Raw genomic sequence first — 20,654 nt, 5'->3', positions numbered from 1 at the left:
GCACGCCAAGATGGGGCTATGACTCAGCCACCGAACGGAGCACCGCGCTACCGGCTGCTCACCGGACCCGATGACGCGCAGTTCTGCCGGAGGGTCAGTGAGGCGCTGGACGCCGGCTACCTGCTCCACGGTTCCCCTGCGGCCACGCACGACGGCAACCAGGTGATCGTCGCGCAGGCCGTGGTATGGCTGACGGCCGAGGCCGCTCCGGTGGAGACGGCGGTCGCGCACGAAATCGAGGCGATCGAAGACGAGCTTCGGCGCAGCGAGTAGTCGGCTGGGCTGATGACTAACCCTCGTCAGGGGGCTTCGTGGTCGAGCAGCCAGCGCTTGGTGTCGACACCCCAGCGGAAGTTGCCGATCGCGCCGCCGGTCTTCACCACCCGGTGACACGGCACGAACAACGCCGCCGCGTTGCGCGCGCAGGCCGAGGCGGCTGCCCGGACCGCGGCCGGGTTCCCGGTCAGCTCCGCGTATCCGGCGTAGCTGACCGGCTTCCCAGCGGGCACGGTCCGCAGCACGTCCCAGGCGTGCTCGCGGAAGGTGCCCGAACGCTGCCGGACCTCGACGCCGTCGACCGCGTCGAGGTCCCCGGCGTGGTAGCGGCGGATCGCGGTGGTGACCGGGCCGAGGTCGCGTCGGCCGGTCAGCTCGCCCGGCGCCAGCGACGCCGAGATCAGCGGTGTCAGCTCGGCGACGTCCCCGGTCCAGCCGGAGGCGAGGACGGCCCCGTCCCCGGCGACGACCGCGGTGAACGGCCCGACCTTGGTGTCCACAGTGGACCAGTAGGCGATGCTCACGAAAACTTCTCTCCTCGGAAGGCTGTCAGGTTGCGATGAATCAGGAATTGGCGCGCCACAAGTACATCCCGGCGTAGGAGCACCACGGCTGCCAGGTCCTGGCACGGTCCGCCAGCGAGGCCGCGTCGATCCCGAGGGCCGCCGCGCCGCGCCGCAGCGCCAGGTCGCCGCCGAGGAGCACGTCGGGCGCGCCGAGGACCCGCATCAGCACGTAGTCGGCCGTCCACGGTCCGATGCCGGGGCAGGCCAGCAGTTCTTCGCGCAGCTCCGCGGGGTCGCGGCCGACGTGCACGTCGAGGGTGCCTTCGGCGAGCGCGGCCGCTACCGAGGTGATCGCCGCGATCCGCCGCGCCGGTCCGCGCAGGATGTCCGCGCCTTCGGCGGCGATGCGGGCGGGGGTGGGGAACAGCCGCGTCAGCGGGGTGCCCTCGCCCGGCACCGGCTCGCCGAGCGCGTCGGTGAGCTCGCTCGCCGCGGTCCGCGCGGCGGCGACCGAGACCTGCTGGCCGAGCATCGCCCGGAGGACCAGCTCGTTCCCGTCGACCGCGCCCGGCACCCGCATCCCGGGCACCGCGGCCACGAGCGGGGCGAGCGCCGGGTCCGTGCCCAGCACGCGGGTGACCGCCGCGGGGTCGGCGTCCAGGTCGAGCAGCCTGCGGACACGGCTGACCGCGCTGCTCAGATCGCGCAGGTCGGTCAGCCGCAGCTCGCAGTGGACGTGATCCGCCCGCGGGCTCAGCCGCACCGTGCCGCTCCCGTGCGCGAGCCGCAGCGTGCGGCCGTAGCCGGTGATGCCGTCCTCGCCGGTGACGATGTGCTCGACGCCGGGGACCGCGCGATCGGCGAGGAACCGCAGGACGCCGTCGGCATCGAACGGCGGCCGGAACGGCAGCCGCAGGCTCAGCAGCGTGGCACCGCTGGGCCCGTCGATGTCCTTGCGGCCACGCCGCAGACTCGCCGCGCGCAGCTGCGAAGGCGTCGTCGCGAACACCTCGCGGATGGTCTCGTTGAACTGCCGGACGCTGGAGAACCCCGCGGCGAACGCGACGTCGGTCAGCGGAAGTTCGGACATCTCGATGAGCAGCCGCGCCGAATGCGCGCGGTGGGCGCGGGCCAGCGCCAGCGGGCCGGCACCGAGTTCGGCGGTCAGCACCCGGCCGAGCTGCCGCTCCGAGTAGCCGAGCCGCCGCGCCAGGCCGGGGACGCCCTCGCGCTCGACCGTGCCGTCCGAGATCAGCCGCATCGCGCGGGCGGCGAGGTCGGCGCGGACGTTCCAGTCCGGTGAGCCCGGCACGGCGTCGGGCAGGCACCGGCGGCAGGCGCGGTAGCCGTTGGCCTGCGCGGCCGCGGACGTCGGGTAGAAGCTGACGTTCTTCGCCTTCGGCGTCAGCGCCGGGCAGGACGGGCGGCAGTAGATGCCGGTCGTGCGCACCGCCATGATGAACTGGCCGTCGAAGCGGGAGTCGCGGGCGGCCACCACCCGGTAGCAGCGCTCGGTGTCGCGCCAGATCGCCGGGGAAGTCGGCGTCCCGGTCGGCGCGGTGGCGGTGTGCTGGGGCATGACCTCGATAATGCCAGCAGGTCAGACGTGTGACTGGCGGAAATCCGACGGGACGTTCCGTGCCGCTCGGATACCGTGGTGGCATGACGGTCATGGGGAATCCGTGGGAGTGGGCGGAGCAGGTCTGGCGAGGCGGGGTCGACCGGGTGCGCGCGGGCAGGCGCCTGGTTCCGGACACCTGGCCCGGCGGCGCGCGGGCCGCGGTGGCGTTGTCGTTCGATGTCGACAACGAGACGAGTTCCTTGCGGAACAAGGAATTCAGCCCGTGTCAGCTTTCGCAGGGCGAGTACGGCAGCCGGGTCGGCGTGCCGAGGGTGCTGCGGCTGCTGGCCGAACACGGCGTCACCGCCACGTTCTTCGTCCCGGCGGTGTCGGCGCTGCTGCACCCCGGTGACATCGCGGCGTTCGTCGACGGCGGGCACGAGGTGGCGCTGCACGGGTGGATCCACGAGCGCAACACCGCGCTGCCGCCCGGCGTCGAACGCGAGCTGACCCTGCGCAGCGCGGACACCCTCGAACGGCTGGCGGGCACGCGGCCGGTCGGCCTCCGCACACCGGCCTGGGACTTCAGCGCCGACACGCTCGACGTGATCCGGGAACTGGGGCTGCGCTACGACTCCTCGCTGATGGCCGACGACGAGCCGTACGAGGTGCTGGCCGACGGCGAACCGACCGGGCTGGTCGAGATCCCGGTCGAGTGGATCCGGGACGACGCGCCGTTCTTCCCCGGCGACCCCACCCGTCCCGCGATGGCGCCGCGGCAGGTCCTCGAGATCTGGCGTGACGAGTTCGACGCCGCGTACGCCGAGGGCGGGTTGTTCCAGCTGACCATGCACCCGCACGTGATCGGCCACCGGTCACGGCTGGTCGCACTGCGCTCACTCGTCGAACACATCGCAGGTCACGACGGGATCTGGTTCGGCTCACACGCCGAAGTCGCCGACTGGGTGCTGGTGCGCGGAAGCGGTCGGGACGCCACGTACACTGCGGGGTCGTGAGCCTTACCCTCGGTATCGTCGGCCTGCCCAACGTCGGCAAGTCCACCCTCTTCAACGCGCTGACCCGCAACGACGTGCTCGCCGCGAACTACCCGTTCGCCACGATCGAGCCCAACGTCGGCGTCGTCCCGCTGCCCGACCCGCGGCTGGACAAACTCGCCGAGGTGTTCGGCTCGGAGAAGATCGTGCCCGCTGTCGTGTCCTTTGTGGACATCGCGGGCATCGTGAAGGGCGCGTCCGAGGGGGCGGGGCTCGGCAACAAGTTCCTCGCGAACATCCGCGAGGCGAACGCGATCTGCCAGGTCATCCGCGTGTTCGACGACCCGGACGTCGTGCACGTCGACGGCCGGATCGACCCGTCGAGCGACATCGAGACGATCAACACCGAGCTGATCCTCGCCGACCTGCAGACGCTGGAGAAGGCGCTGCCGCGGCTGGAGAAGGAAGCGCGGACGAAGAAGGAGAACAAGCCCGCGCTGGACAACGCCCAGCAGGCCAAGGAGATCCTCGACAGCGGCCGGACCCTGTTCCAGGCGCAGAAGGAGGTCGACTTCGACGCCCTGCGCGAGCTGAGCCTGCTCACCACGAAGCCGTTCCTCTACGTCTTCAACGCCGACGAGGCCGTGCTCACCGACGAGGCCCGGCGCGAGGAGCTGACCAAGCTGGTCGCCCCGGCCGACGCGGTGTTCCTCGACGCCAAGGTCGAGGCCGAGCTGCTGGAGCTGGACGACGAGGAGTCCGTCCGCGAGCTGCTGGAGTCGGTCGGCCAGAGCGAGCCGGGCCTGTACTCGCTGGCCCGCGCCGGGTTCCACACCCTCGGCTTGCAGACCTACCTCACCGCCGGGCCGAAGGAAGCCCGCGCGTGGACCATCCCGCAGGGCGCCACCGCGCCGCAGGCGGCCGGGGTCATCCACACCGACTTCGAGCGCGGCTTCATCAAGGCCGAAGTGGTCTCCTACGCCGACCTGATCGAGGCCGGCGCCATGGCCGCAGCCCGCTCCGCCGGGAAGGTCCGCATGGAGGGCAAGGACTACGTCATGGCCGACGGCGACGTCGTCGAGTTCCGCTTCAACGTTTAGTTCTGCCAAAGACGTAACTGTGCTGGAGGTCCGCAGGGCTTCCAGCACAGTAGTGCGTGTCGCCGCACGGGTCCGGTGTCGAATCGGTTCAGCCGGCGCTGAATCCGTCAAGCGGGACCTTCAACCGGGTTGACCAGCTCGTGTGACAACGTTGTCACGATGCCCGCTCGTTCGCCCGTTCACTACAGTCCTTCGTGTGGAGCCGATCGACTCCGAAGACGTGCCGCTGGCTTCCATCGCCAGGCAGGTGTGGGCAGGTCATTGCCGCCCAGCCGAGTTCTTCGATGCTTTCAACCGTGAACGAATTTTCGCCCAGCGGCCCGAGATTCCCGGAATTCTGGTTACCGATACCCCTGATCGCGGTTGTTGGACGCGGGTGTTCTCCACTATCGAGCGACTAGCCGCACACGCTGGCGAATGTGAGTACCTTTCCACCACGGGTGCGGACTTCATGCAGCTGGTGCCCACTGGGGTGGGGGTGATGCTCGACCCGGACGACGAGCACCGTATCCCGGTTTTGTCCCAGGTCGCCTCCGCCGCCGAGTTGGAGGTGGCCTGGGCTCGATTCGCCCGTGAGCGGAATCCGCGGTGATCGGCTGTCGTCGAATCTGGCCGGAGAGAGGAGGAAGGCGCCATGCCACTGGACGGGCCGGGCTTCCATGTGGAGATCGAACTCCTGGAAACCGCATCCAGGAACATGGCCCAGATCGTCCACGACCAGGACGGTTTCGAGCTCCGTGGTCTTTGCGGCGAGTCGGAGATCTACGGTCATGAAGGCGTTCATTCCGGGCTGGCTGAGTTCTGTGGCAGGTGGAGTGTCGGGCTGGACGCACTCGCCGATCGCGCCGAGCGAATGGGAGACAAGCTGGGTGAGGCGGCCAAGGCCTACCGGGGTGTCGATCAGGCCAACGCCGGGTCGCTAAAGGGGGATCCGGCCATCGACGCTGTCGATCCGCCGACCTTCACCGGGGGAGCGGTATGACCGCTGAACTCGGGCAGTCCACGGATCCGCGTGCTCTGGTACCCGGTAATCCGGAGGCGATCTTCGAGAATGTCCGGGTGCTGGAGGGGCGGGCCAAGTCCGCCATCGCGGCCGGCGAGGCGCTCAGGCGGATCGACACCGGTGGCTGGCAGGGAAAGGCCGCGGACCGCTTCCACGAAACGAACCAGACCGAGGCGCCCCGGTGGCTTACCGGTGGCGACACCCTGCAAAAAGCCGCCCGATCGCTGAACGGCTATGCCGAGAGCATGGTGTGGGCGCAGGGGCAGGCCCGGGAAGCCGTTGCCCTGTGGCAGCAGGGCGAAGAGGAGACGAAGCGGGCGAAGGAGAACTACAACCGGGCTGTCGACCAGGCGAACGCCGAGAACCAGACGCGGGCCAACCGAGGGGAAACGAACTTTGTCACGGTGCCACCGTTCGCCGACCCCGGAGAGGCCAAGCGGCAAGCGGCCCGGGAGCAGCTGAACCGGGCCCGAGAGCAACTGGCTCAGGTCGGCGATGGCACGTCCCAGCTGCTGCACGACTCGGCGCAGGCGGCGCCTCAGGACTCGCAGAAGCAGGCGGACGCCAACTTCTACGGCGGGATCTGGAGCAGCATCAAGGGATTCGGTGAAAGCCTGTGGACGCTGGTCAGCGATCCGGGCGCGACCATCTCGGCCATGGCCCACAACATCACCCACCCGGTGCAGACTCTGAAGGACATGGTGGCCTGGGACGACTGGGCCTCCGGGCATGGTGACCGTGCCCTGGGCAAGGTCACCGGTGACGTGCTGGTCGGTGCTGCCACCCTTGGCGCGGGCAAGCTTCTGAAGTCGGCGGTCAAAGGCGCGAAAGGCACGCGGTATGTCCGAGACGGACCACTCCCCGAGGCCGGTCGGCTGATCGACAACGGGCAGGAGTGGACGGGGACCGGGCGAGGCGGCGGAAAAATGCCCACGGAGGGTGGGCCGCCGAACGGTGTCTACTATCGCAAGGATCCGCAAACCAGAAAAGTGACCAACTATTCCGTCTACGACGAGAACGGGAAGATTATCAAACGGGTGGACCTGGAGGGGCGCTCGCATGGCGGTGTCGATACGCCTCACGTAGTAGACTACAAGTTGAATCGGAATCCGCGGACCGGTCAGGAGTTCCCCGGTGAGGCTTCCAAGTTGCCTCGGCCCGCGAATCCCGACGAGATCCCGTGACGAAGGAGCGGCGGACCGTGAGCCGACCACGTAAGTTTCCCCGGTTTCTCGACGAGTGGCGCGAAGCCAACGGCGAGGGCTTCACGCCGCTGAGCTACCTCAACCAGCCGGACGCGGTTCCGTTCGCCATCGCTGCGCAATGGCTGTTCTCCCCTGACTTCGCGGAATATCGGGGCGGGATCTTCCGCACTGAGCTGCCGCAGGGGCTGACCGAGGATACCAGGCGAATCCTGGACCAGTGGTTCGACAAGTTCGGCGGCGATGTCGGCAAGGTGGAGCGGATTGCCAACCAGCTAACCTTGTGGGACCTCTTCGCCGCCACTGATGTCGAGCCGTATGACGAGGAACTTCGGCAGTTCGCCAGGTCTATCGGGCGATCGTGGAATGCGCTCCTGAAGACCGAGTTTCCGGACCGAGACTTCACTGTTGACGTATGCGACGAAGACGGTTCCTATGGTCCTCAGGTCACTTTCTCCAGTGTTCTGATTGTTGCCGACCAGTCGCCCGTGGTTGTTTATGAGACTGACTCGGGCTCGGCGGATACTACTGTCCACGGTATTCATGTCGACTTGCCGAGAACTGTTCTTGAACACTTGGCCGGGCGGCGGCTCGTTGATGAAGTTGACCTGCGTGGTGTCCTGGGCGTCGAAGGGCGACCTGACTTCGCCGGTGTTCAGCGCAGGATCGCCGGATTTCTGGTCGACGCGTCAGGTCGCCACCTCGCATTGACGGCATTCGAACAGTTGTGGTTCAAACAGCGTTCTTTTGCGATTCAACTGCTGGCTGGGCTGCTCCCGCAGCTCGACGCTGCCGGTCAATCCGGCCGGACCGTCAGTGTCGACCTGGTTGACCTTTCCGGCCGAGCCAAGGAGGAAGTGATCAACGAACTTCAGCGGCTCCGGGATCCGCAGCTCTCCGCACCGGTTTCAGTCTTCCGATACTCCTGACTATTCCCGCTGATCTAAGTACGTGCGTTTGCTGCTAGTGGAACAAGGCAGTTGATGACAGAGGCTCTCGGGTCACCGGCGGAAGGGTGACCCCGCCGGGGCGTCCGCTTACTTCAGATCGGAAACGGTGGGGACGACCACGCCGTACAGGTCGGTGATGGTCGCCAGCGCGCTGTGGTGCAGCTGCTCGGCGCTCACCTCCGCGACCGGCGTCGTCAGTGGCCGGGTGGCGCAGGCCTCGGCGACGACGGTCGGGTGGTTGCCGCGCAGGAACGCGCCTTCGGTGGTGAACGTGACGCACATGTTGGTCATGAACCCGGCGATGATCACGTTTTCGTGCCCGGCGGCGTCGACCCGCTCGCCGAGGTCGGTGCCCACGAAGGCGTTCGGCGCGCCCTTGACGACGACCGGCTCGCCCTCGGCCGGGGCGACGTCCGGGTGGATGGCGCCGATCTCGGCCCGCACGTCGTACGGGGTGCCCTCTCCGCTGTCGTGGACGACGTGGATCACCTTCGCCCCGGCCGCGCGGGCCCTGCCGAGCAGATCCTTGGCGGCGGTCAGCGCCGGCCGCCATCCCGCCAGCTCCATTACGCCGCGGGTGTAGGTGTTCTGGTAGTCGACCAGGATCAGCGTCGATTCGGCCAGTGTCGCCGGGGTCTGGTCGAACCCGCTCAGCTCCCGCAGCGTCGTCCTCGCCATGTTCGGATGTCCTCTCGTTCCGTTGTCTCCGCCTGACGTCCGGCCAGGCACAACCGACGCTAGGCTCGGGCATGGATGTCGGCAATGACATGCAAGGCGCAGAAACCGACATGACACCGGAGGGGCGTGATGGAGACACCCGAGAGACTCATCGTGGTGGTCCTGTTCGACCGGATCGACCTGCTCGACGTGACCGGTCCCGCCGAGGTTTTCTCCTTGCTCCAAAGGGAAATGGCGCCGCCGACCGGCTACCGCGTGGTCCTCGCCGCCGCGACGCCGGACCCGGTGACCACCTCCGCCGGGGTGCGGGTCCTGCCGGACGTGACCTTCGGGGAACTGTCCGGGAAGGCGATCGACACCCTGGTCGTGCCGGGGGCGGTCACGACCGGGGAGAACCGGGAGATCATCGCCCGCTGCGACCCCGAAGTCGTCGAGACGGTCCGCCTGCTGGCCGGGCACACCCGCCGGGTGGCGTCCGTCTGCGTCGGGGCGCACATCCTCGCCGCGGCGGGGCTGCTCGACGGCAAGCGTGCCACCACGCACTGGTCCACCGCCCGGCAGCTCGCCGAGGAACACCCGGAGGTCACCGTCGACGCCGACCCGATCTTCATCCGCGACGGCGCCGTGTGGACCGGGGCCGGGCTGAGCGCCTGCCTCGACCTCGCGCTGGCGCTGGTGGCCGACGACTTCGGCCAGGAGGCGGCCTCCCGGGTCGCCCGCCAGCTCGTGATGTTCCTGCGGCGGCCGGGCGGGCAGAGCCAGTTCAGCGTGTCACTCGAACCGGCGTCCGCGACCCGGCGGGTCGACGAGCTGCGCCACTACATCGCCGCGCACCTCGCGAAGCCGCTGACGGTCGCGGACCTCGCCGCGCACGCGCACGTCACGGACCGGCAGATCACGCGGGTGTTCAAGGCCGAGCTGGGGATGACTCCCGCCGCCTATGTCGAGCACGCCCGGGTCGAGGCGGCCCGGCAGCGGCTGGAGACCACCGACGAGACCTTGTCGCGTATCGCCGGGGCTTGTGGCTTCGGCACGGTTTCGACGCTGACGCGGTCGTTCCGGCGGACGTTGAACACGACGCCGGGCGAGTACCGGGAACGCTTCCGGATCGCGTAGCCGCTTTAAGCGTGAGGCGTCCGTCAGGAGACGGCGTCCCTGGCCTGGCGGAACAACGCGGCGAGCTCGGCGGTCATCCAGTAGCGGGCGGTCTCGCCGTCGGGGTAGTCCCACCGCCATGGCAGTTCGCGTCCGGCTGACAGGCAGTGTTTGCCGGGCGCGCCGAGCAGCCCGGCGATACTGCGCCTGCCGTGTGGAGCGTCGAGGAGCGTACCGAGCTCGTTCCCGCTGAACTTTCTGCCAGGGTTGTCCATGAGCACCGTGAACAGGCTTCTCGCTCGGTCGCTCAAGCTTCTCCAAAGCGTGGTGGCGGGCTCGACATCGCCGGGCCGCCACTCCACGAGAAGCGCGTCTTCGTCGGCCTCCCACTGCTCCGCCAGCCAGTTCCCGTACATCGTGTAGAAGTCCGCGATCCGGTCCTCCGGGACCTTGACCGTCACGTCGATCATGGGCTGCCTCCTACGCTCGGGTGATCCGGAGCGGCATCCTAGCCCGACGCGGGGACAGTCTTTCCCGCTGGCACAAAAGGAATCGCCGGTCGTCTCGCCCGTCGGTAGGTTGACGACATGGAGATGACACTGCGTTTGACGGAGGAGCAGGCGCACGCGCTCAGGCAGCTCGCCGAGACCGACGGCGTCGGTGAGCACGAGGCGGCGGTGCGCGCGATCACCGACGCTGCCACGCGGGCGCGGGCCGGGCGGGTCGCGGCCCTGTCCCGGGAGGGGCGCGCTCGGTACGCGTCGCTGCTCGATCGCCTGGCGCAGTGATGGTCACGTATCTGACCCTGGACGATCTCCTCGCGCTGGCCGCGGATCTCGGTGCGCCGGGCGTGCGTGACCCCGGGCTGCTGGAGGCGGCCGCGGATCGGCCGCGGACCTCTCTCATGGGCGAGGACGCCTATCCGGAGCTCCCCGAGAAAGCGGCCGTGCTGCTGGAGTCCGTCGTCCGCAACCACCCGCTCGTCGACGGGAACAAGCGGTTGAGCTGGATGTCCGCGTTCGTTTTCTGCGGACTCAACGGCCTCGACCTCGACGCTCCCGAAGACGACGCCTACGACCTGGTGATCGCGGCCGCGACCGGGGCAAGGGCGCACCGGGAAATCGCTGTCTCGCTGGCGGAGTGGGCACGTCCTGTCGTTGTCCCGTAAGGGAAAACGGGTTGGAAACGCGGACCCGAGGAACGCCGCGCACGTCACCTGATCGCGATGTGTAACGACAAAGCGCGACGGTCCGACGTCCTCGCAAACGAGGCGTTTCGCGGACCAAGGGGAACAGATGGAATGCCCACGATGCGGCCTGCTTGTCGGCTTGGGCTGTGCCTGCACAGCCGACCGGCGCCCCCGCTCCGGGAAACGGAAGAGGGAGAGCTCCCGGCCAGCGTCGGCTGCTCGGCCCTTCCGGGAACTGCACGGCCTGTTCCGGCAGGGCAGGCTTGCCTGGAGTGACCTCGATTCCGCTGAACGCGCTTCGCTGAGCCCGGAGCAACGCCGCCGGCTGCTGGACGCCGAAAACGACGTCCTCCAGCGCGGCGACCAGGACCTCCACGGGTCGACCTCGGTGTCCGCCAGGTCAGGTGGTCTGCCGACGCTCGGTCGTGACCGCTGACACCGGAGTCCGCTACGACCGGAGCAGGCGGTAGGCGGCCGCGCCGATCAGTTCCAGCGACACCTGAAGCCGTTCCAGGCTCACGTTGTCCGCGATGGTGTCCTCCGGGGTGTGATACGTCGGCTCCAGCGCGGCCGGGCCGCTTTCGCCACGCCAGCTGAAGTTCGCCGCGGCGATGCCGCGTTCGAAGAACGGGACGTGGTCGCTCGACCCGCGGGCCACCGGGCCGTGCACGCGCGGGTCGTAGCCGAGGCGCCGGGCGGCGTCCGCGACGGCCCGGGTGGTGGCGTTGTCGGCGCCGTCGACCGAGAGCAGCCAGTAGGCGGTCGCCGGGTCGTAGCTCGTGGCGACCATGTCGTTCTGGAAGCACCCCCTGATGCGCTTAGCGTCCACATCGGACAGTCCGGCGACGTAGTGTTTCGAGCCGATCAGGCCGTATTCCTCGGCTCCCCACAGGGCGAACCGCACCGCCTTCGTGGTCGGCAGGTGCCTTAGGACGCGGGCGAGTTCCAGGCACAGCACGGTGCCGCTGCCGTCGTCGTTCGCGCCTGGGGAGCCGGGGACGCTGTCGTAGTGGGCGCTCACCATGACGACGCCATCATCCCGGCCGGGGAGCGTGCCGGAGCGTTCGGCGAGCACGTTGTGCGAGATCAGGTTCCGGTGCTGGGCGGCCGAGGCGCGCACGCGCACCGGGCCCTCGGCGAGCCGCTTCCGGAGGCGTTCCACCTGCACCTGCGCGAGTCCGAGCACGGGCACGGTGACCGGGGTGGCGAGCGTGGGTGAGAACGCGGACAGCTTGCGCGCCGGGTCCGCGCCGACCCGGCCGAGCAGCACGGCGACCGCGCCGCGCTGCGCGGCGAGCAGGTACGCCTCCGCGTTGTTCTGCACGGCCGCGATGAGGACGATCTTGCCGGTCAGATCGGCGGGCAGGGTGTCCCCGGCGCCGACGTCGACCACGGCCGCCTCCCGCGTGACGTCCTGCAGCCCCTGCGGCGACGAGCCGGTCTGCCAGGTGTCGTGTCCCGCGCGCAGCGTGCCGAGGAACTTGTCTGCGATGGGGAAGGGCTGCACCGTGACCTGGTAACGCAGTTCGCGCAGTACGCGGGCGAGGTAGTCCTTCGCGCGTAGTTCCCCTTCGGTGCCGGCGACCCGGGGGCCGATCCGGTCACTGAGCACGCGCAGGTGTTCCATCGCGCGTCGCGCCCGTACGCGCGCGACGACCGGGTAGTCGCCGAAGTCGAGCGACGGCCCGTTCGGCGTCCCAGGGCGCTGCCGGTTCGCGGCGACGGCGGCGGGCGGGTTCAGCCCGATCGTCGCCGCGCCCGCCAGCACCGCCGCTCCCGCGAGCACGTCACGTCTGCGCAGACCCGCCATGGCACACCCTCACTCCGTCGACGCCGTGTCTGCGTAGCTAAGAGCGCCTCGAAGGGGAGCACAACCTCCGATCGGCCCTTTTTGTCCGTTTCGGAGTGTGCTTTGGCGTGGATACCGGTATCCGCCGCACCAGGTTCCGCTCGGAAAACGCGGCCATTATCAGGATATGAGCGCGTACGTGATCTCCGAATCCGAAGTCCTCGACGAAACCCTGGCGCAGCGCTACCGCGAGCTGGCGGCGGCCTCGATCGCGCGGTACGGCGGCACCTATCTGGCGCGCGCGGTGGATCCCGAGGTGGCCGAAGGCGAGTTCCCGCCCGCGCGTCGCGCGTTCGTCATCGAGTTCCCCGACCTCGCCCGGGTGCGCGAGTGGTACGACTCGCCGGAGTACACCGAGGCACGGAAGCTCGCCGCGAAGGCGCTCAAGCGGCGAATGCTGTTTGTCGATGGCGTGGTGCCGCCCGCAGGCTAGCTTTGGCGGCATCCGCCGGAGCTGACGGCCGCGCGGGACGCCTTCGACCGGGCGGCCGTCAGCCGAGCGCGCCGAGCACGATGATCGCGATCAGGGTGATCGCGGTCGCGAACACGGTGATCCACGTGCGCTGCGCGGCGTTGAGCGTGGTGGTGTCGTTCATGGGCTGTCCCTACGGAGCGAGGCCGGTACTTCCGCAGGAAAAGCGCGCTGATCAAGGCAAGCGTTACCGGCGGACGAGCAGTGTGGCCAAGGTCACTTCCCTGCTCGTCCGGTCAGGTGACAGGGGCGTCAGTTGTCCGACTGGCGGTGCCGCGCGGTGAACCACAGCACCCCGCCCGCGGCCGCCACCATCGCCACGAACGCCATGCCACCCACGATGATCGCCTGAGTCATCCCGCATCCTTCCGTCACGTCTTCGATGGGGAGACGCGCGAGGGTGACGATCATGTTGTCGCAGGTAGCGAAGGTCACAACGCCGCGATGACCCCGTCGATCTCGGTGGCCAGCGCGAAGTCCTTCGCCGTCAGCCCGCCCGCGGAGTGGGTGCTCAGCCGGAACACGAGGGTGCGCCAGCGGATGTCGATGTCGGGGTGGTGATCGGCCGCCTCGGCCAGGATGGCGACGCGGTCCACCACCTCGATCGCCTGCGGGAAGCTCGCGAGCTCCACCTTCAGCTCGATCGTCGACCCGTCGCGGCGCCAGCCCGCGAGGTCGGTGAGTGCCATGTCGGCCTGTTCTTCGGTGAGGAGTTCCGCCATGTCTCCATGGTGCTGCCTCCTCCGCTACGCTGCACGGTTGCCACGGGAGTCCGGTATGACCGGGCTGAGAGGCGGGCGTGTGCCGTCCGCGACCGTTCGCACCTGATTCCGGATCATGCCGGTCGGGGAGGGCCCTGCGTGCTGGGCGGCCTCCCGCCCGGCGAAGCAGCAGGAGGACAGATGAAACGCAGGGCCGTGCAGACGGCGGTCGCGCTCGGCACGGTGACCGTGCTCGCCGGTGCCTGCTCCCTGTCCGGCGGGTCGGGCCAGACAGGGCCGCAGACGGCGACGGTCACCCTGGTGACCCACAACTCGTGGGCCGCGCCGCAGGAGGTGCTCGACGCCTTCGAGAAGCAGTCCGGGATCAAGATCTCGGTGCTCAAGCAGGGCGACGCCGGCGCGCTCACGAACAAGCTGGTGCTCACGAAGGCCAGCCCGCTCGGTGACGTCGCCTACGGCGTCGACTCGACCTTCGCCTCCCGTGCGCTGTCCGAGGGGATCTTCGAGCCGTACACGAGCCCCGAGGCGGATCGCGGGCCGCAGCGCTACGCCGTCGACCAGGAGCACCGGATGTCCGCGGTCGACGTCGGTGACGTGTGCGTCAACATCGACACCGGGTACTTCCTCGCCAAGGGGCTGCCCGCGCCGGCCTCGTACGCCGATCTCGCGGACCCGAAGTACAAGGACCTGATGGTCGCCGAGGACCCGGCGACCGCGTCGCCCGGTCTCGCGTTCCTGCTGGGCACGATCGCGCACTTCGGCGAGGATGGCTGGCAGGCGTACTGGAAGAAGCTGAAGGCCAACGGGCTCAAAGTGGACAGTGGCTGGGAGGAGGCCTACACGAAGGACTTCTCCGGCTCGTCGGGCAAGGGGCCGCGGCCGATCGTGGTGTCCTACGCCTCGTCGCCCGCCGCCGAGCTCGGCGAGGACGGGAAGCCACGCACCAAGGCGCTGCTCGACACCTGCTACCGGCAGGTCGAGTACGCCGGGGTGCTCGCGGGCGGCAAGCAGGTCGAGCGGGCGCGCAAGGTCGTCGACTTCCTGCTGTCCCAGCAGTTCCAGGTGACGGTCGCGGCCAACATGTACGTCTACCCGGCGCGGCAGGGTGTGGACCTGCCCGCGGGCTGGGCCCAGGCGGCGCCGCTGCCGCAGCAGCCCGCCCAGTTGCCCGCGGACAAGGTCCAGGCTGGCCGGGAGAAGTGGATCTCCGAGTGGCGTTCACTCGTGGGGGCGTGACACCCAGGGCGGTGCTCACCGCCCGCGGCACGGGACTCGCGCTGCTCGGGGTGCTGCCGCTGGCGTTCCTGGTGGTGTTCTTCGCCTGGCCGGTGGTGGCGATCGTGGGCCGGGGGTTCACCGCGGGCGGGGTCGGTGCCGTGCTGGGCGACGCCGCGACGTGGCGGCTGGCCGGGTTCACCGTGGCGAGCGCGGCCGCTTCGACGGTGCTCGCCGTGCTGGCGGGCCTGCCGGTCGCGTATCTGCTGGCCAGGGTCCGGCTGCCCGGGGTGGGGCTGGTCCGCACGCTCGTGCTGGTGCCGTTCGTGCTACCGACCGTGGTGGTCGGTCTCGCGTTCCGCACGATCTGGCCGGACGGCGGGGTGCTCTCGCTCGTGCTGGCGAACGCGTTCTTCAACGTCGCCGTGGTCGCCAGGACGGTCGGTGGCCTGTGGTCGCAGGTGGACACCCGGGCCGCGGAGGCCGCCCGTGCGCTCGGCGCGTCGCCGTGGCGGGCGTTCCGCTCGGTGACGCTTCCGGCGCTCGCCCCGGCGATTTCGTCGGCGGCCGCGGTCGTGTTCCTCTTCTGTGCCACCAGCTTCGGGGTGGTGCTGATCCTCGGCGGCGCGCGGTACCGGACGCTGGAGACCGAGATCTACCTGCGCACGGTCGACCTGCTCGACCTTTCCGGCGCGGCCGCGCTCTCGCTCGTCCAGTTCGCCGCCGTGGTCGCGGCGCTGGTGGTGGGCGCGATCGCGCGCAGGCGCCGGGACGGCGCGGCGCGTGTCCGGTCCGGTGTGGACGGTGCGCGACGCCCTCGTGGCGGTGAGTGGTGGGTGGTCGCCGCGGCGGTGGCCGTGGTGGGGCTGCTGCTCACGCCGATCGTCTCACTGCTCGTAGCTTCGGTGTCCACACCGGACGGCTGGAGTCTCGCGGGGTTCCGGGCGCTCGCCGGGACCGGGGTGCGCGGCACGTTGCAGGTGACCGGCTGGGAGGCCGCGTCGAACTCGCTGCGCGCCGCGACCGACGCGACGCTGCTGGCCATGACGATCGGGGTGCTCGCGTCGGTGGTGCTGGTCGCGTTGCGCCGGGCGCCGGGACGGCTCGCGCGGGGGATGGGCGAGACGATGGACGCCGCGCTGATGCTGCCGCTCGGGGTGTCGGCGGTGACCGTCGGTTTCGGCTATCTCGTCACGCTCGACGCGCTTCCCGGTGATCTGCGGACCTCGCCGCTGCTGGTGCCGCTGGCGCAGGCGCTGGTGATCATCCCGCTGGTGGTGCGGATGGTGCTGCCGGTGCTGCGCGCGGTCGACGTCCGGCTGCGGCAGGCCGCGGCCACGCTCGGCGCGAGCCCCGGCCGGGTGTGGCGGGAGATCGACCTGCCGCTGACGCTGCGCTCGCTGGTCGCGGCGGCGGGGTTCGGCTACGTGGTGGCGCTGGGGGAGTTCGGTGCGACGAGTTTCCTGGCGCGGCCGGACGCGCCGACGCTGCCGGTGGCGATCGCGGGACTCCTCTCGCGGCCGGGGGAGCTGAACAACCAGATGGCGTACGCGGCGTGCGCGCTGCTGATGGTCGTGACCGTGCTCGCGGTCGTGTTGATCGACCGGTTCGGCGCGGTGCGCGGCCGGAGCGCGGTGGGAGAGTTCTGATGTCGTTGTCGGTACGGGATCTCACCGTCCACTATGGATCTTTCGCCGCCGTGCGGGACGTGCGGCTCGACATCGCCGACGGCGAGGTGCTGGCGCTGCTGGGCCCGTCGGGGTCCGGGAAGTCGACGTTGCTGCGCGCGATCGCGGGCCTGGAACCGGCAACGCGGGGCACGGTGAACTGGGACGGCGAGGACCTCGCGGCGGTCCCGGTGCACCGGCGCGGGTTCGGGCTGGTGTTCCAGGACGGGCAGCTGTTCGGGCACCGCGACGTCGCCGCGAACATCGCCTTCGGCCTGCGGATGCACCGGGTGCCGCGTGCCGAGCACGCCGCGCGGGTCCGGCGGCTGCTGGACCTGGTCGGGCTGGCCGGGTACGAGCGGCGCCGGGTGACCGAGCTGTCCGGTGGTCAGGCGCAGCGGGTCGCGCTGGCCCGCGCGCTGGCGCCGGAACCGCGCCTGCTGCTGCTCGACGAGCCACTGTCCGGTTTGGACGCGGGACTGCGGGAGCAACTGGCCATCGATCTGGCGGCGTTGCTGCGGCGCAGCAAGATCACCGCGCTGCTGGTGACGCACGACCAGGAGGAGGCGTTCACCGTCGCGGACGGGGTGGCGGTGCTGGACGGCGGCGAGATCCGGCAGGAAGGCGCCGTGCGAAGGGTGTGGCAGGGGCCCGCCGACGACGGTGTCGCGCGCTTCCTCGGCGTGACCACCTTCGTCGACGGTGTCGCGTCCGGTGGCTCCGTGCGGACGGCACTGGGCGAGGTGGCGCTCCCGGAGGTCGGCGACGGGCCGGTGCGGCTGGGCCTGCGGCCGCACGCGCTGCGACTCGCGGGGTCCGGAGGCGCAGGCTCCGGGGTCACCGGCTTCGGGGTCGCGGGCGAGGTCACGGCCGCGGTGCACCGGCGCGAACACCTGCGGCTGGTGGTGGCACTCGGCCTGCCCGAGATGTCCACTGTGGACGCCGTCGCCCCGGTGACGGCGGACCTGCGCCCCGGCGACACCGTGCGCCTGACACTGGACCCCGACGGCATCGCCGTGGTGGGCTGACCCTCATCGCGCGCGGCTTGACGGCGTGATCGCCTGGGGCCTCAGCCGGGGTTGCCGGCCCATTCGAAGGTGCCGAAGATTCCTCGTGCCAGATCGGCCACGTGCACCCAGTCCTCGGTGTTGTTGCTGGTCACGGCGAGGCCAAGCAGCACCTTCGTGCCGGGAATCCACGCGGTGATCGCGTGTTCGGTGATCTCCACGGTGTCCTCGCCCGCAGGGACGTCGCCGGACGTGACGGACTGCGTGACCACCGCCGGGCCAGCCGGGAGCTCCACTACCTCGACCGGCCCGTTCGCGGTGCCGTGGTGCAGTTCCTCCAGGCCGGCGATCGCGACCTCGGCCGAGGAGTGGTCGGATTCCAGGCAGAAGCAGTTGACCAGCGCCATGATCGGCCGGCCCGCGTCCTCTGGGGACCGGAAGAACCCCGCGGCGGTGTAGCTGGAACCCCCGGCCTCCGCCGCGGCGGCCGTGGTCGCCAGCATGACGGTGCTTTCCGCGAGCCCCTGATCGATCCCCGCGTCCGGGTGCAGCCCGAAGCGTTCCGCGATCGCGGCCGCCAGCGACCGGAAGCCCTCCTCGTCGAGGCTGCCGACCGGCAGTTCGATGAACCCGTCCGGCAGGGACAACGAGAAACCAAGTTCGGTCATGGCACGGTCCACCCATCCGTTCGACGTCGAGGCCCGGGAGGTCAGTGATCCCAGTGGACACCCCATCTGAGGTTGCTGCTCGAGTAGATTTTTCCGTCCCAGCACACGTATTCGTCCATGGTCACTGTCGAGCCGTCGGGCCAGCGCAGTGCGCGGTGCTCGCCGTCCGCGGCCGGAACCTTCGGCCCCTCGCCCGACCAGAGATGGGTCATCCCGGCGAAGTCTCTGCCGTGCGTTTCCAGCGTGGCGATCGTGACTCGTTTCGACGACCAGAGAACATACAACGTGTCGACGATCATCGCCTGCTGGTTCTTCCTGTTCACGTCGGAGAACTCCACCGCGGCGGAGTCAGGAGCGCCTTCGACGACACATCGCCGGTAGGAAACCGAGACGTCGCCGCCCAGGATCGCCAGTACGGACACCACGACGTCGCGGATCGGCAACAGGGTCCGGCCGAGGAACCAGCGAATACTGTGCTCGTCGGCGATCGACCCGTTCCGCCGCCGGCCGGCTACCTTGTAGGCCGGTCTGAAGTTGTCGATCTCGATACTGCGCACGTACCGCTCACCCCACTCCCGTGAGGCGTAGGCACGCAGGTAGGCATGCCGGTCGTCCAACGCGGACATGTCCGCCCAGGCGGGGAAACCGTCCGGATTCGTCATTGGTTGTCACCTCCCTCCGGTCACCTTGTCCACGCCGTAGTGCCAGCCTTCCTTGACACCCGTGCCGATCGCGGTCTGCGTCGCGATCCCGGTGATCAGGCCGGCCTTGGAGAACGGGTCCGCCACCCGGACGCCGACGAGCCTCGCGGTCTGCACCGCGTTCACGTGCGCGTACTGCGCGGCGTCCTGAACCGCTTTCGCCGGGTTCTTGAGGGCACTCAGTGAGATCGGCTCGACGACCCTGGGGGTGGCGATACCCGCAGCCTCCGAGGTCACCTTCTTCGTGATCTTCTGGCCGATCCCCGGGATGTTGTCCAGCACCTTTTCGGCGGTCTTGCTCACCCGGCCGACCCCGACCGTCACGCTCTTCTTCGTCGCCTGGATGGCCGCGTTCTTCGCTCCGGCGAGAGCCCTCCCGCCGGGGATGACGCCGATGGCGTCCATGCCGATGCTGCCCCAGGACACGTCGGCCCCGGCGGCCTTGGCGAGCAGCTTCGTGCCCGCCGCGGCGGCACTGACCCCGACAGCGGCGGCCGCGGTGACCTGGCCGACACCCGGGATCCACGAAGTGGCCAGCGCGACCAAGCCGAGCACGTTGCCGACGGTGGAGAGCACGTCGCCGATCTTGGCGATGACGTCGGCGTGCTTCTTGATCCAGTCCCAGGCCTTGCCCGCCAGGTTCTTGATGCCGTCGACCATCTTGCCGATGGCCTCGCCGATCCGGTCGAGGAGTCCCGGTTCTTCCGGGGCCTTGTCCTTGGCCTTGCGGAGTGCGGCGGCGACCTGGCCTGCCAGGTCAAGGTGCTGGGCGAGCAGCCGTTTCGCGCTCTCTTTCAAGGCGTCCAGGTCGCCCTGTGCCTTGTTCAGCTGTTGCTGGGCGTGCCCGAGTGCTTCCTGTGCCTGTTGGAGCTGTGCCGGGTCGGTGAAGGTCTGCCCGGCGAGCCGGAGGTTGGGGTTGGCCTGTGCCGAGGTCACCTGGGCCTGGGCGGCCTCAGCCTGGTGTTCCAGGTCGGCGGCCTGACGTTGCATGGTGCCCAGGTCCTCGGCCCACCTGGTCAAGGTGCCCGACGCGCCGGAGAGCGACTGGTGCGCCTTGTGCAGGTAGTCGGGGACCTCCCCGACGGTTTTCTGGAAGGATTGCGCACCGTCGCCTTCCCAGAACCCGTCGGACTTGCCGAGCCGGGTCAGATCCTCGTAAGCCTGGCCCATCTCGGCCGCGACCTGCCCCAGGGTGGTGGCCACATCCGCGACCCTGGCCACGGTGCCGGGCGCGGGGTCGAACCCCAGCGCCGGATAGTGACCGGTCTGCACCGGTGCGGCGGCGTCCAGGGCCCGGTCCAGGTTCATGCCCGCCCGTCCAGCCGGTCGCTGATCGCCGACTGCCCGGCGGGCGGCGCGGTAGTGGGCGGCGGCGCGGGCTGCCCACCACCGCCCTTGCCGAGCGCTTCGGTCACTTTCTGTTCCATTTCGGCGTAGAACTTCCTGGCCTTCGTCAGGCCGTCGGCCACGGTTCCGGAGAACTCGGCGATCTTGCCGATGCCGTACTCCCAGCGGTCCTGGAAATCGCCGCCCGCCGAGTCGATGTCCCGGCTGCCCATGTCACGGGGCGAGGTGTTCTTCAGCTTGTTGTTCGCGTTCGTCATGCGTTCCTTGGCCTGCTCCAGCGTCGTGATGAGTGATCCCATTCGATCCAGATCGACCCGGTAGCCGCCCGACATCCATGTCTCCCCTCGTTGGTACCGGTCATCTCACGAGCACGCGGTCAACGTGCGTGGCGAAGCTGATCCAACGGACCCGATGGTAGCGACTCGCGCACTTCTTGTCCGGAATACGGCGA

Annotated in this window: 24 protein-coding genes; 14 read left to right on the top strand and 10 right to left on the bottom strand. The window is 69.6% G+C overall.

Annotated elements, in window-relative coordinates:
• The first annotated feature begins 18 nt into the window (after positions 1 to 18).
• Positions 19 to 273 (top strand): DUF1737 domain-containing protein, encoded by a 255-nt coding sequence (locus ABD987_RS30030; protein ID WP_345401351.1) that lies wholly within the window; start codon positions 19 to 21, stop codon positions 271 to 273.
• Between the two features lie 26 nt (positions 274 to 299).
• Here ABD987_RS30030 and ABD987_RS30025 read toward each other — a convergent pair whose 3' ends face one another.
• A complete protein-coding gene (locus tag ABD987_RS30025) occupies positions 300 to 800 on the bottom strand; it encodes a methylated-DNA--[protein]-cysteine S-methyltransferase (protein WP_345401348.1) in 501 nt (166 codons plus the stop codon).
• Positions 801 to 840: 40 nt separating this feature from the next.
• A complete protein-coding gene (locus ABD987_RS30020; RefSeq protein ID WP_345401345.1) occupies positions 841 to 2,361 on the bottom strand; it encodes an AlkA N-terminal domain-containing protein in 1,521 nt (506 codons plus the stop codon).
• An 83-nt stretch (positions 2,362 to 2,444) separates the two neighbouring features.
• Between ABD987_RS30020 and ABD987_RS30015 the strand changes: the two genes are divergently transcribed.
• From ABD987_RS30015 to ABD987_RS29990, 6 genes are all read left to right on the top strand, one after another.
• The gene (locus ABD987_RS30015; protein WP_345401342.1) at positions 2,445 to 3,359 is read left to right on the top strand and encodes a polysaccharide deacetylase family protein; all 915 of its coding nucleotides are present in this window, start codon (positions 2,445 to 2,447) and stop codon (positions 3,357 to 3,359) included.
• Entirely contained in the window at positions 3,356 to 4,438 is a 1,083-nt protein-coding gene (gene ychF, locus ABD987_RS30010; protein ID WP_345401339.1) for a redox-regulated ATPase YchF, read from the top strand. The genes ABD987_RS30015 and ychF overlap by 4 nt, the downstream gene beginning before the upstream one ends.
• Positions 4,439 to 4,634: 196 nt before the next feature.
• Positions 4,635 to 5,030, top strand: a complete 396-nt coding sequence (locus ABD987_RS30005) for an SseB family protein (RefSeq protein ID WP_345401337.1) — start codon at positions 4,635 to 4,637, stop codon at positions 5,028 to 5,030.
• A 42-nt stretch (positions 5,031 to 5,072) separates the two neighbouring features.
• Entirely contained in the window at positions 5,073 to 5,420 is a 348-nt protein-coding gene (locus ABD987_RS30000; protein ID WP_345401334.1) for a hypothetical protein, read from the top strand.
• The gene (locus ABD987_RS29995) at positions 5,417 to 6,625 is read left to right on the top strand and encodes a putative T7SS-secreted protein (RefSeq protein ID WP_345401331.1); all 1,209 of its coding nucleotides are present in this window, start codon (positions 5,417 to 5,419) and stop codon (positions 6,623 to 6,625) included. Before ABD987_RS30000 ends, ABD987_RS29995 begins: the two co-directional genes overlap by 4 nt.
• A gap of 17 nt (positions 6,626 to 6,642) precedes the next feature.
• Positions 6,643 to 7,572: a hypothetical protein gene (locus ABD987_RS29990; protein ID WP_345401328.1), complete on the top strand. Its 930-nt coding sequence runs from the start codon at positions 6,643 to 6,645 to the stop codon at positions 7,570 to 7,572.
• A 108-nt stretch (positions 7,573 to 7,680) separates the two neighbouring features.
• Here the strand turns inward: ABD987_RS29990 and ABD987_RS29985 are convergent, their stop codons facing one another.
• A complete protein-coding gene (locus ABD987_RS29985; protein ID WP_345401325.1) occupies positions 7,681 to 8,271 on the bottom strand; it encodes a cysteine hydrolase family protein in 591 nt (196 codons plus the stop codon).
• Between the two features lie 129 nt (positions 8,272 to 8,400).
• Here ABD987_RS29985 and ABD987_RS29980 point away from each other — a divergent pair, with 129 nt between their 5' ends.
• The gene (locus ABD987_RS29980) at positions 8,401 to 9,387 is read left to right on the top strand and encodes a GlxA family transcriptional regulator (protein ID WP_345401322.1); all 987 of its coding nucleotides are present in this window, start codon (positions 8,401 to 8,403) and stop codon (positions 9,385 to 9,387) included.
• A 23-nt stretch (positions 9,388 to 9,410) separates the two neighbouring features.
• Here the strand turns inward: ABD987_RS29980 and ABD987_RS29975 are convergent, their stop codons facing one another.
• On the bottom strand, positions 9,411 to 9,836 hold the full coding sequence (locus ABD987_RS29975; protein ID WP_345401319.1) for a DUF6416 domain-containing protein: 426 nt from the start codon (positions 9,834 to 9,836) through the stop codon (positions 9,411 to 9,413).
• A 117-nt stretch (positions 9,837 to 9,953) separates the two neighbouring features.
• On the opposite strand from ABD987_RS29975, the gene ABD987_RS29970 reads away from it, so the two are divergent.
• Positions 9,954 to 10,154, top strand: coding sequence for a CopG family transcriptional regulator (locus tag ABD987_RS29970; protein WP_345401316.1), 201 nt, complete (start codon positions 9,954 to 9,956; stop codon positions 10,152 to 10,154).
• Positions 10,154 to 10,534 carry a type II toxin-antitoxin system death-on-curing family toxin gene (locus ABD987_RS29965; protein WP_345401313.1) on the top strand — a complete coding sequence of 127 codons (381 nt, stop codon included), beginning with the start codon at positions 10,154 to 10,156 and terminating at the stop codon, positions 10,532 to 10,534. The genes ABD987_RS29970 and ABD987_RS29965 overlap by 1 nt, the downstream gene beginning before the upstream one ends.
• Positions 10,535 to 11,003: 469 nt before the next feature.
• On the opposite strand, the gene ABD987_RS29960 is transcribed toward ABD987_RS29965, so the two are convergent.
• Positions 11,004 to 12,365: a M20/M25/M40 family metallo-hydrolase gene (locus ABD987_RS29960; RefSeq protein ID WP_345401310.1), complete on the bottom strand. Its 1,362-nt coding sequence runs from the start codon at positions 12,363 to 12,365 to the stop codon at positions 11,004 to 11,006.
• 166 nt (positions 12,366 to 12,531) lie between these two features.
• Here ABD987_RS29960 and ABD987_RS29955 point away from each other — a divergent pair, with 166 nt between their 5' ends.
• A complete protein-coding gene (locus ABD987_RS29955) occupies positions 12,532 to 12,837 on the top strand; it encodes a DUF1330 domain-containing protein (protein WP_345401307.1) in 306 nt (101 codons plus the stop codon).
• Positions 12,838 to 13,307: 470 nt separating this feature from the next.
• On the opposite strand, the gene ABD987_RS29950 is transcribed toward ABD987_RS29955, so the two are convergent.
• Positions 13,308 to 13,598: a 4a-hydroxytetrahydrobiopterin dehydratase gene (locus ABD987_RS29950; RefSeq protein WP_345401304.1), complete on the bottom strand. Its 291-nt coding sequence runs from the start codon at positions 13,596 to 13,598 to the stop codon at positions 13,308 to 13,310.
• Positions 13,599 to 13,778: 180 nt separating this feature from the next.
• On the opposite strand from ABD987_RS29950, the gene ABD987_RS29945 reads away from it, so the two are divergent.
• The 3 genes from ABD987_RS29945 to ABD987_RS29935 are packed head-to-tail and all read left to right on the top strand — an operon-like array spanning position 13,779 to position 17,508.
• Positions 13,779 to 14,834 (top strand): thiamine ABC transporter substrate-binding protein, encoded by a 1,056-nt coding sequence (locus ABD987_RS29945; RefSeq protein ID WP_345401301.1) that lies wholly within the window; start codon positions 13,779 to 13,781, stop codon positions 14,832 to 14,834.
• A complete protein-coding gene (locus ABD987_RS29940; protein ID WP_345401298.1) occupies positions 14,831 to 16,462 on the top strand; it encodes an ABC transporter permease in 1,632 nt (543 codons plus the stop codon). The genes ABD987_RS29945 and ABD987_RS29940 overlap by 4 nt, the downstream gene beginning before the upstream one ends.
• Positions 16,462 to 17,508 (top strand): ABC transporter ATP-binding protein, encoded by a 1,047-nt coding sequence (locus ABD987_RS29935; RefSeq protein WP_345401295.1) that lies wholly within the window; start codon positions 16,462 to 16,464, stop codon positions 17,506 to 17,508. Before ABD987_RS29940 ends, ABD987_RS29935 begins: the two co-directional genes overlap by 1 nt.
• A 41-nt stretch (positions 17,509 to 17,549) precedes the next feature.
• On the opposite strand, the gene ABD987_RS29930 is transcribed toward ABD987_RS29935, so the two are convergent.
• From ABD987_RS29930 to ABD987_RS29915, 4 genes are read right to left on the bottom strand one after another with little or no spacing between them, the layout of a single operon-like run.
• A complete protein-coding gene (locus ABD987_RS29930; protein WP_345401292.1) occupies positions 17,550 to 18,155 on the bottom strand; it encodes a hypothetical protein in 606 nt (201 codons plus the stop codon).
• Positions 18,156 to 18,196: 41 nt separating this feature from the next.
• A complete protein-coding gene (locus ABD987_RS29925) occupies positions 18,197 to 18,817 on the bottom strand; it encodes a hypothetical protein (RefSeq protein ID WP_345401289.1) in 621 nt (206 codons plus the stop codon).
• A gap of 6 nt (positions 18,818 to 18,823) precedes the next feature.
• The gene (locus ABD987_RS29920) at positions 18,824 to 20,164 is read right to left on the bottom strand and encodes a putative T7SS-secreted protein (protein ID WP_345401286.1); all 1,341 of its coding nucleotides are present in this window, start codon (positions 20,162 to 20,164) and stop codon (positions 18,824 to 18,826) included.
• Positions 20,161 to 20,535, bottom strand: coding sequence for a hypothetical protein (locus tag ABD987_RS29915; RefSeq protein WP_345401283.1), 375 nt, complete (start codon positions 20,533 to 20,535; stop codon positions 20,161 to 20,163). The genes ABD987_RS29920 and ABD987_RS29915 overlap by 4 nt, the downstream gene beginning before the upstream one ends.
• Positions 20,536 to 20,654 lie beyond the last annotated feature (119 nt).

The sequence above is a fragment of the Amycolatopsis samaneae genome (assembly GCF_039541975.1).
Lineage (GTDB): Bacteria > Actinomycetota > Actinomycetes > Mycobacteriales > Pseudonocardiaceae > Amycolatopsis > Amycolatopsis samaneae.
The sequence above is the reverse complement of the archived record's forward strand: the minus strand, read 5'-3'. Positions and strand labels throughout refer to the sequence as shown.

What these genes read in the sequence shown, in the direction of transcription:
- ABD987_RS30030 (WP_345401351.1), top strand. Translation starts at nt 19, where the DNA reads ATGACTCAGCCACCGAACGGAGCACCGCGCTACCGGCTGCTCACCGGA.
- ABD987_RS30020 (WP_345401345.1), bottom strand. Translation starts at nt 2,361, where the DNA reads ATGCCCCAGCACACCGCCACCGCGCCGACCGGGACGCCGACTTCCCCG.
- ABD987_RS30015 (WP_345401342.1), top strand. Translation starts at nt 2,445, where the DNA reads ATGACGGTCATGGGGAATCCGTGGGAGTGGGCGGAGCAGGTCTGGCGA.
- ABD987_RS30000 (WP_345401334.1), top strand. Translation starts at nt 5,073, where the DNA reads ATGCCACTGGACGGGCCGGGCTTCCATGTGGAGATCGAACTCCTGGAA.
- ABD987_RS29995 (WP_345401331.1), top strand. Translation starts at nt 5,417, where the DNA reads ATGACCGCTGAACTCGGGCAGTCCACGGATCCGCGTGCTCTGGTACCC.
- ABD987_RS29985 (WP_345401325.1), bottom strand. Translation starts at nt 8,271, where the DNA reads ATGGCGAGGACGACGCTGCGGGAGCTGAGCGGGTTCGACCAGACCCCG.
- ABD987_RS29980 (WP_345401322.1), top strand. Translation starts at nt 8,401, where the DNA reads ATGGAGACACCCGAGAGACTCATCGTGGTGGTCCTGTTCGACCGGATC.
- ABD987_RS29975 (WP_345401319.1), bottom strand. Translation starts at nt 9,836, where the DNA reads ATGATCGACGTGACGGTCAAGGTCCCGGAGGACCGGATCGCGGACTTC.
- ABD987_RS29970 (WP_345401316.1), top strand. Translation starts at nt 9,954, where the DNA reads ATGGAGATGACACTGCGTTTGACGGAGGAGCAGGCGCACGCGCTCAGG.
- ABD987_RS29965 (WP_345401313.1), top strand. Translation starts at nt 10,154, where the DNA reads ATGGTCACGTATCTGACCCTGGACGATCTCCTCGCGCTGGCCGCGGAT.
- ABD987_RS29960 (WP_345401310.1), bottom strand. Translation starts at nt 12,365, where the DNA reads ATGGCGGGTCTGCGCAGACGTGACGTGCTCGCGGGAGCGGCGGTGCTG.
- ABD987_RS29955 (WP_345401307.1), top strand. Translation starts at nt 12,532, where the DNA reads ATGAGCGCGTACGTGATCTCCGAATCCGAAGTCCTCGACGAAACCCTG.
- ABD987_RS29950 (WP_345401304.1), bottom strand. Translation starts at nt 13,598, where the DNA reads ATGGCGGAACTCCTCACCGAAGAACAGGCCGACATGGCACTCACCGAC.
- ABD987_RS29945 (WP_345401301.1), top strand. Translation starts at nt 13,779, where the DNA reads ATGAAACGCAGGGCCGTGCAGACGGCGGTCGCGCTCGGCACGGTGACC.
- ABD987_RS29935 (WP_345401295.1), top strand. Translation starts at nt 16,462, where the DNA reads ATGTCGTTGTCGGTACGGGATCTCACCGTCCACTATGGATCTTTCGCC.
- ABD987_RS29930 (WP_345401292.1), bottom strand. Translation starts at nt 18,155, where the DNA reads ATGACCGAACTTGGTTTCTCGTTGTCCCTGCCGGACGGGTTCATCGAA.
- ABD987_RS29925 (WP_345401289.1), bottom strand. Translation starts at nt 18,817, where the DNA reads ATGACGAATCCGGACGGTTTCCCCGCCTGGGCGGACATGTCCGCGTTG.
- ABD987_RS29920 (WP_345401286.1), bottom strand. Translation starts at nt 20,164, where the DNA reads ATGAACCTGGACCGGGCCCTGGACGCCGCCGCACCGGTGCAGACCGGT.
- ABD987_RS29915 (WP_345401283.1), bottom strand. Translation starts at nt 20,535, where the DNA reads ATGTCGGGCGGCTACCGGGTCGATCTGGATCGAATGGGATCACTCATC.